At 46.8% G+C, this 9303-nt stretch carries 1 protein-coding gene; it reads left to right on the top strand.

Going from position 1 to position 9303, the window contains the following annotated elements; genetic code table 11:
• A partial coding sequence (locus DBR43_RS32830) for an SDR family NAD(P)-dependent oxidoreductase (RefSeq protein ID WP_124587581.1) occupies positions 1-9303 on the top strand: 9303 nt, incomplete at both ends.

The following is a 9303-nucleotide window of genomic DNA, read 5'->3' as shown; positions in this document are numbered from 1 at the left end:
CAGCTGCAGGACTGGCTTGGACTGAACGGGATTAGACGGGCAGGGGTCAGTGCTTTTGGTCTTGGAGGGAACAATGCCCATGTTTTGCTGAGCAATGCAGGGATTCCTGCGTCGAATGCCGTAAAAGCACCTTTTTCAGGATCTGGTATTATTTATAACCGGAGCCGTTACTGGCCGGAAGAACAGCTGTCGCAGGAAGAGAAACAACAGTATAAAGGCGCGGTTACAGAGATGATAAAGGGAAGAAGTCTGGATGAGGATCTTGCCTCCGCCGATGCTGCCTTTGGCGAGAATGCATTTGAGAAATACCTGCAGACCAAGACCTTCAGGCAGTTTCAGGAATGGGTTGTTCGTTCGGAATTCCATCATGAGAATTATATTTTACGGGACCATCGGGTCCACGAAGTGCGTATTGTGCCTGGGGTAACCTATCTGGACATGCTATTGCGGACAGCAAAAGAATTATTCGGGGAAGAGCTGATGTTAAATAAGGTGCTTTTTACCTCACCTCTAACCACCACTGACTCTTTTAACCGTCTGGTAGAAATTCGCTACAAAGTAGGAAAAGAGAGCCTCTATGAGGCTGGTATTCATTCCTGCCGGATCAATAAGCAGGGAGATGTTTATGGAGAATGGGAACAACACATGGAATGCCGTCTGGACGATGTACAAGCTGCTTCGCATCCGAAACTGGATATCGCAGGCTTTATAGAAAACAGTGATACCGTATTTGAGATGTCCGCTGTATATGCCATGGCAAGGGCCGTAGATATCTGGCATGGGGATTTCATGCAAACCCGGGGTAAGCTTTACCAGCGCGGGGAAGAAGAACTGATGGTGTTAAACCTGAGCGAACAGGCAGAACATTACCGGGCACAGCTTCTGGCTCCGCCACCATTTTTAGATGGGGCAACCTTTGCGGGAAGCTCATATTGTTTATCCGATGGTACGGGCTTACTTTCCGGAAAAGTACCCTATATCCCTTTTTCAATTGATCAGTTTGAATTGCTAGAGGCACTTCCATCAACACTTTTTGTATACAGCAGAAAACAGCAGTTTAGTGCTTCGAACCCTCCTGAAGTGATCAAAAACAACATCCTGTTGTACAACGAAGATGGGCTTTACCTTGGCGGTTTTACGAACCTGACGAGCAAACGTATCCGTCATCCGGAACTGATCAGACAACTGATCGAGCCTCTGGAAAATGTAATCCCTGCTCATGTGATGAACAATAGCAGTGGGATTCCGGAAAGAGGTCGAAAGACTGAGCATGCCATCCGTATTTATTTAAGAGAATTATTGTCAGCCAGGCTCCATCGTCCGGCTGCAGAAATAGAAGAAGACCGGGGCTTTTACGACCTTGGCCTGGACTCAAAGCAAACCATGGAACTGGTCAAAGATCTGGAGCATAAATGTGGTCATGATTTTTATCCTTCATTATTGTTCGAGTATCAGACCATAGCTGAACTGAGTGCTTATTTGCAGGAAAATGATGAGGCACATTTTATAGTTGTCGACCATCAGACTGTATCCTTGCCACTGGCAGGAGTTCCGGGTTTTAAGCTAGAAGCAACAGCGCAGGATTTATCTGGACTTATGTCTCAGTCCGGACTTGGTTCAGGTGATTTATTGGGTTATAAATCAGTTGCTTCAAATGATTCTTCTAAAGAGATAGATAAAGGTTCGTATGGTGATGATCCGATTGCGATCATTGGGGTCAGCGGTCGTTATCCGGGAGCAAAAGACCTGGATGAATTCTGGGAAAACCTGAGTCAGGGCATAAACAGCATTGTTGAAATTCCGGAAGAGCGCTGGGATTCCAGTCACTATTTTGACCCGGAAAAAGGAAAGACAGGAACGAGCTACAGCAAGTGGGGCGGCTTCATTGCAGATGCTGATAAGTTTGATCCTTTGTTTTTTAATATTCCTCCAATAGGAGCAGAAAATATGGATCCACAGGCCCGTTTATTTCTTCAGGAGAGCTGGAAGACGGTGGAAGATGCCGGTTATACGGCAAAGAAATTAGCAGACACAGAAAAAGTAGGCGTTTTTGCCGGCGTTTTCTGGACAGATTACCAGCTGTATCGTGCAGGAGGGACCGAAGGAGGCTTTATGCCAAGCAGTTTTGTATCGATGGCTGCCAATACGGTATCTTATCATTTGGGTTTCCGCGGTCCCAGTATCGGGATCGATACCCAATGCTCTTCTTCGCTCACGGCAATTCACCTGGCCTGTGAGAGTATTCACAGGGGAGAAAGTACGATGGCACTTGCCGGAGGGGTAAGCCTGAGCTTACATCCGAGTAAATACACCTGGCTGTCCAATTCGATGTTTTTATCCTCTAAGGGTACCTGCGAAAGTTTTGGAGAAGGCGGAGATGGTTATGTACCTGGCGAAGGTGTGGGTGTGGTGCTGTTAAAAAGGCTGAGCAGGGCAAAAGCAGATGGCGACCGGGTTTATGGGGTCATCAAAGGCACAGCGGTGAACCATGGAGGGCGCAGCAGCGGGTTTACAGTACCGAACCTTCGGGCACAATCTGCAGTGATCAGAGAGGCCATCTCAAGAGCAGGAATACAGGCCGGCGACATCAGTTATATAGAGGCTCATGGTACAGGTACAAGCCTGGGTGACCCGATCGAAATCGCCGGGCTGAGCCAGGTTTTTCCTTCAGAAAAGAGCTCTTATTGCAGCATCGGTTCTGTTAAATCGAATATCGGACATGGTGAATCTGCAGCAGGAATCTCGGGGTTGAGCAAAGTGTTGTTACAATTCAGGCATCAGCAGCTGGTACCTTCACTGCATTCTTCGGTACTGAACCCAAATATAGATTTTAAAATCAGTCCCTTCCGGGTCCAGCAGAAGCTGGAAGCCTGGCTGCCGGAAAATGACAAGCTCCGCATCGCGGGAATCAGCAGTTTCGGTGCAGGAGGCAGCAATGCACACCTCATAGTGGAAGAATACCTTCCTGAATTGCATCAGCCCTATGTTGGTAAAGGAGCCGCAGTGATTTTACTGTCGGCAAAGAATGGTGCAAGGCTGAAGGATCAGGTGCAAAACCTGTCTGACTACCTGGAATCACAGGCTGGTCTGGATTTGTATTCCATTGCCTATACGCTGCAGATTGGCAGGGAAGCGATGGAAGAGCGGCTGGCCATGACGGCCGGTAACCTGGATGAACTGAAAGCCAAACTAAGTACTTATCTGGAAGACGCGGCAGGCGATTTTTACACCGGCAACATTAAAAAGGACCAGGATGGTTTTGTGCTGGAAGGAGAGGCCATTGAGGCGTATATCAGTGCAGCCATCGCTGGAAAAGAAGCTGCATCGCTTGGACAACTTTGGGTAAAAGGAGCTGAGATTGACTGGTCTTTATTGTATCAGGGAGCAGGCAGGAAACCGGAAAAGATTGGTTTGCCTACTTATCCTTTCGCAAGAGAACGGTATTGGTTGCCAGATGGTTTGGTTTCTTCGGTTAAAGCTTCAGGTCATGTTGGAGGAAAACTGCATCCTTTGCTGCATCGAAACGAATCGACCTTGAACGATCAAAAATATATTAGTATTTACACCGGTGAAGAACATTTTTTAAAAGACCATAAGGTAGCCGGAGAAAAAGTATTGCCAGGGGTAGCTTATCTGGAAATGGCCAGGGAAGCAGGTGCCCGTTCAACGGAACAAGGGATCAGTCAGTTGAAAGATGTATTCTTTCTAAGTCCTTTAAAAGTAAAGACTAAGCCGGAGACCATTTATACCGGAATTTTTCAGGTTGCTGATGAACTCGCTTACGAGATATATACAAAAAGCAGTTCGGGAGCGAATAAAGAGGTTCACAGTCAGGGTTACTTTGGATTTGAGATCCTGGAGGAGGCCCCGGTTCTGGATCTGGCGGCAGTTCAGAACCGGTTGAAGGACAAAAGAACAGGAGAAGCCTGTTACGAATTGTTCAGTGCAACAGGTCTGGATTACGGGAAAAGTTTTCAGGGTTTGAAAATGCTGTATTATAACGATACCGAGGCGCTGGCGATGATCAATTTACCAAAAAGAAAGGATTATATACTTTCTCCTGCCGTATTTGATTGTGCTTTGCAAACCTGTGCAGGCTTAAACCTGAATAAAGCTACACCGCAATTACTTCTTCCTTTTAGTGTAAGGGAGCTGAATATTTATAAGGACCTGCAGTCGGCGATGTGGTGCTACGTAAGGAAAGCAGAAGAGGGGAATGAAAATGATCAGGTCAGTAGCTATGATATTGATCTGCTGGATGACAAAGGAACAGTGCTTTTGAGTTTAAAGGACTTTGTTGCATTGCCTGCAGCTGGATTCGCAAAAGAGCCCGCTGAGCTGGAAACCGGTGAAATTGAAACCAATAAAACCCCGCAAAATATAGCAGGTCGTTTGTTCAGTCAGGATTGGGAGGCCGCTCCGCTAACCAGTGTGACGGAACAGGCGGACCGGAATTATTTGGTGCTACTGGCCGGTGGAACTGCTGATCTGGCTGATAAATTAAAAGAAAGACTGGAAGTTGAGGTACAGGCGATTCCCCAGGCCACAGAGGCCATATACTTTGGTGTGGTAATGGAACAGTTGCAACTGCAGCTTCGTCAGAACAATCCTGTACATGTGGTGGTGGTTTGTCAGAATCGCGATTACCTGGATTATGGGTTTATATCCGGTCTGCTGAAAACGGCATCGCTTGAAAATCCAAATGTTACAGCTAAAGTTATTGGTGTAGAAAGCCTCTCTGTCAGAGAAATAGAAGTCCTCTCGGACCTGCTTGAAGCAGAAAAAGAGAGCCGGGAACCCGAGTTGCGTTATGTAGCCGGAGAAAGGCAGACTAAAGTGTTTCAGTCAATTTCCACACTTGAAACCATGGCAAACGGGGTCCACATCAAAGAAGGAGGTGTTTACCTGATTACGGGAGGGGCAGGCGGACTGGGAAGAATTATCGCCGGGCACCTGAGTAAAACAAAAAATACGAAGCTCGTCCTGACTGGCAGAAGCCGGTTAACCGAAAGTGAAAGGACCTCTATTTCGGAATTGCCAAATACAAGTTATTATAGCTGTGATTCAAGCAACAAGGCTGAAATACACGCTTTGATTGCTGCCGTTAAAGAAAAGTATGGGAAGATAGACGGGTTCATTCATAGCGCAGGCGTGATACGTGATGCTTTAATTGTGAATAAGACTACAGAGGAAATTGAAGAAGTTTTCTCTTCTAAAATCGAAGTGGCAAAAAATCTGGATGAAGTCACAAAGGACGATGTATTGGATTTTATGGTCTTTTTCTCGTCCATTGCAGGGATTACAGGCAATATTGGCCAGGCAGATTATGCCGCTGCCAGCGCTTATCTGGACCAGCTGAGCAGGTTCCGTAATGAGCAGGTTGCAAAAGGAGAGAGAAGTGGGAAAACGATCAGCATCAGCTGGCCCTTATGGCAGGATGGTGGAATGCAGGTGGATCAGGATACGAAGAAGCATCTGGAGCTTCAGTGGGGAATGTTGCCAATGCCTGCTTCGGAAGGCCTCAGGTTATTCGACGCGATACTCAATAATGCCAATGGCCGGGTTATCGTTAGTTATGGAACAGGAGAAGGGTTTTTTATGGAAAAAAAGGCCCTGCCGGCAATGTCTCAAAATGATCGGTCCTTTGAAACAAAGGTCTATGATCTGCAAGGAAAGGCAGCCGCTAAACTGCTTGAACTGATCTCCGTGTTACTGAAGCTGGATATAGAGGAAATCAGCAGTACGGAAAAAATCGGGGATTATGGTTTTGATTCGATTTTGCTGACTCGTTTTTCAAATGAACTGAATGCATTTTACGGTTTGAAGTTGCTGCCAACAATATTCTACAACTATCCGACTTTAGATGAACTGTCCGCCTTTTTAGCGGGAGAATACCCGGAAAACATCGGGGCCAGACATGTACTGACCGGAGCTAAAGATGAGTCGTCCCTTCCTGCAAATGAAAACAGGCCATCTGTTGCAAACCAGCGCCTCAGCCATTTCGGAATTCCGCGTCCTGTTATCGCACAACCAAAGAGTACTAACAGGGCTAAGTGGAGCAACATCAATAAAAATACAGCACCAATTGCTGTTGTTGGGATAAGCGGCCGTTTTCCAGGTTCAGAAAATATAGATGTTTTTTGGGAAAATCTTAAAAATAACAGGGATCTGATCACCGAAATTCCGGCAGATAGGTGGGACAAGGCCAGATCCGGAGTACTCGATAAGCTGAGCAGCAGATGGGGCGGTTTTATCACCGATATTGACAAATTTGATGCATTGTATTTCAATATCTCGCCCAAAGAGGCAGAACTAATGGATCCTCAGCAAAGAATTACCCTCGAGGCGGTTTATCATGCGCTTGAAGATGCAGGGATTGCCAGAGAGGCGCTAAAAGGTTCCAATGCGGGTGTATTTATTGGGGTCTCGAGCTCAGATTATGCGACATTGATTCATCAGCAACCAGTTTTAGCCAGTCAGGCACAATCGCCGATAGGCACTGCTTTTTCGGTACTGGTAAACCGGATTTCTTACCTGCTGGACATACATGGGCCCAGTGAGCCTATAGATACGGCTTGTTCAAGTTCGTTGATTGCGATTCATAAAGCTGTTGAAAACATCAGAAACGGGCATTGCGATATGGCAATTGCCGGTGGTGTCAATGCGATGTTATCGCCTGAGCTGACGGCATCGTTCACGGAAGCAGGGATGCTGAACGAAGATGGCAGGTGCAAAACTTTTGACCAGCAGGCTGCAGGTTATGTAAGGGGGGAAGGAGTTGGAATTCTGATTTTAAAATCTCTGGAAAAAGCTGAAGCCGATGGAGACCGTATTTATGGGCTGATCTCTGCAACGGCAGAAAATCATGGGGGAAGGGCAAATTCGCTAACTTCTCCAAATCCTTTGGCGCAAAAAGAACTGCTGCTGAAGGCTTACCGTTCTGCAGATATTGATCCCCGGCAGTTGAGTTATATAGAAGCGCATGGCACAGGAACCCCGCTCGGGGATCCGATTGAAACCGAGGGACTAAAGCTGGCCTTTAAAGAATTATACAGAGACCGGGGGCTGGATTTTCCACTTGCGCCTCATTGCAGTATTGGGAGTGTAAAAACAAATATCGGCCATTTGGAGGCCGCTGCGGGAGTAGCGGGCATGATTAAAGTATTGCTCTGTCTTAAACATCAGACATTGGCAGGCAATCCGCAGTTGGAAACACCCAATGAATACCTGAGACTGGAAGGAAGTCCGTTTTTTCTGCAGAAAGAGACAACGGTCTGGACAACTGAAAACAATAAAGCAAGGATAGCAGGTGTGAGCAGTTTCGGACTGGGAGGTGTCAATGCCCATGTGGTCGTCGAAGAATATTTACCAACGGTACAGCAGGTGTACCATAGCCATCTGCCCGCCATTTTTATCTTGTCGGCAAGAAACGCGGCAAGGCTAAAAGATCGCGTGGCCGATTTAATAGGCTTTCTGGAATCGCATCCGGATTCCGGGTTTTATGATATCGCCTATACTTTACAAACAGGCAGGACGGCTATGGAAGAACGCCTGGCATTTCTGGCGGAAAACAAAGAAGAACTGATCTTACAGCTGAAAGATTACCTCAGGGAAGGTACGGCCGGATATTTAACCGGAAGCGAAAAGAAAAATGACCTTAGTTTTCTATTGGAGGGAGAAGCCGGTAAAAGCTTTATAGAAACAGCAATTAAAAGCAAATCCTATAAAATACTGGGACAGCTTTGGGTAAAAGGTTTTCCTGTCGACTGGTCGCTGCTCTATGACGGCATACGGCCTAAAAAGATCAGTCTGCCAACTTATCCCTTTGCACGTGAGCGTTATTGGCTTCCGGATCAGCCCTTCCTGAGTCAGGAAGCAGGCCAGCTGCATCCACTGCTACACCGCAATGAATCAAACCTTACGGAGCAGAAATATGTAAGCACTTATACCGGTGAAGAAAACTTTTTGAAAGACCATAAGGTTGCAGAGGAAAAAGTATTGCCCGGAGTAGCTTACCTGGAAATGGCTAGAGAGGCAGGGGAAAGAAGTCTCGGCCAGAAGGTGACCTGTTTAAAAGAGGTCAGTTGGCTAAGTCCTGTAAAGATCAACCAGCAACCTGAAGAAGTTAGCATCCGACTGTTTCCATCCGCCGAAGGAGCCGGATTTGAAGTCTATACCCAGGGAACAGGGGACTCCCTGCATAGTCATGGGATATTGACAACCGGAGAACTTTCGTTGCCGGAGCCTTATGACCTGACATCGATGATGCTTCGGTTCCATAAAATGAAAGAAAAAGAAGAATGTTATCAGTATTTCAGGGATAAAGGGTTGGGATATGGCCCGGCATTTCAGGGTATTGAAAGACTGTATTATGCGGAAGAAGAAGCCCTGTCAAAGATCGTACTTCCATTGGAAAAAGGGTACGTGCTTAGTCCGGGAATCCTGGACAGCGCATTGCAAACTTTAGCAGGTCTGGCTTTTGGAGTAGAAAATACGGCACTTGCCCTGCCATTTTATGTAAAAGTTGTAAATATCTACGCTGAACTAACAGCCGAGATCTGGGCTTACGTAAGAAGGAGCGCCGCCAACAAAGGCAATGGCAAAGCTGTGGCCTATGATATTGACCTGATCAACGATCATGGGGAAGTGGTTTTAGAAATGGAAGAATTTGTGATGGTCAATCTTCCCGGTGTTTCAAAACTGAGGGAGGCTGCAGTTGTTCCGGATCTTGCTGTTGCAGGGATATTATATATGCCTTTTTGGGAGCGTAAAGCTGTTTCGGAGATCAGGGATTCAGTGCCAGTTGAGCAATCTAATGATGCTGACCGGCATTTGATCATCACTGGTGGCTCGCCGGGATTGTTTGCTGCGGGTTTAGTCGCCTGGCTGGAATCCGGGGGGGCAAAGCTGAAAATATTGGCAGAACTTTCTGATTTGGAAGGTTCGCTAAACAAGGGAGATCATCTTTATTTTACTGCCGGACTGGATAGGGAGCCAATCGGGGTAGTTGCCGGAAAATCCATATTGGATGCTGTAGACGGTGTTCCGGATTCCGAAACTTCTGTGAAATATGGGCAGCTTGAGCTGAAGATGTTCAACAGCATTAAAACATTGTTAGACCTGGCAGATCCGGAAAATGAACTTTATCTGGAGCTGTTTACCTGTAATACGCAAAAGGTGGTTTCCGGTGATCAGGTATCGGTAAGCGGAAGCGGGATTCCGGGATTACTGGGCTCATTGGCCAGGGAATATGAAAAATGGCAGGTACGGGTCACGGACCTGGAAACCGAAGTGCTGGAACCG

The sequence above is a fragment of the Pedobacter sp. KBW06 genome (assembly GCF_003852525.1).
Taxonomy (GTDB): domain Bacteria; phylum Bacteroidota; class Bacteroidia; order Sphingobacteriales; family Sphingobacteriaceae; genus Pedobacter.
The sequence above is the reverse complement of the archived record's forward strand: the minus strand, read 5'-3'. Positions and strand labels throughout refer to the sequence as shown.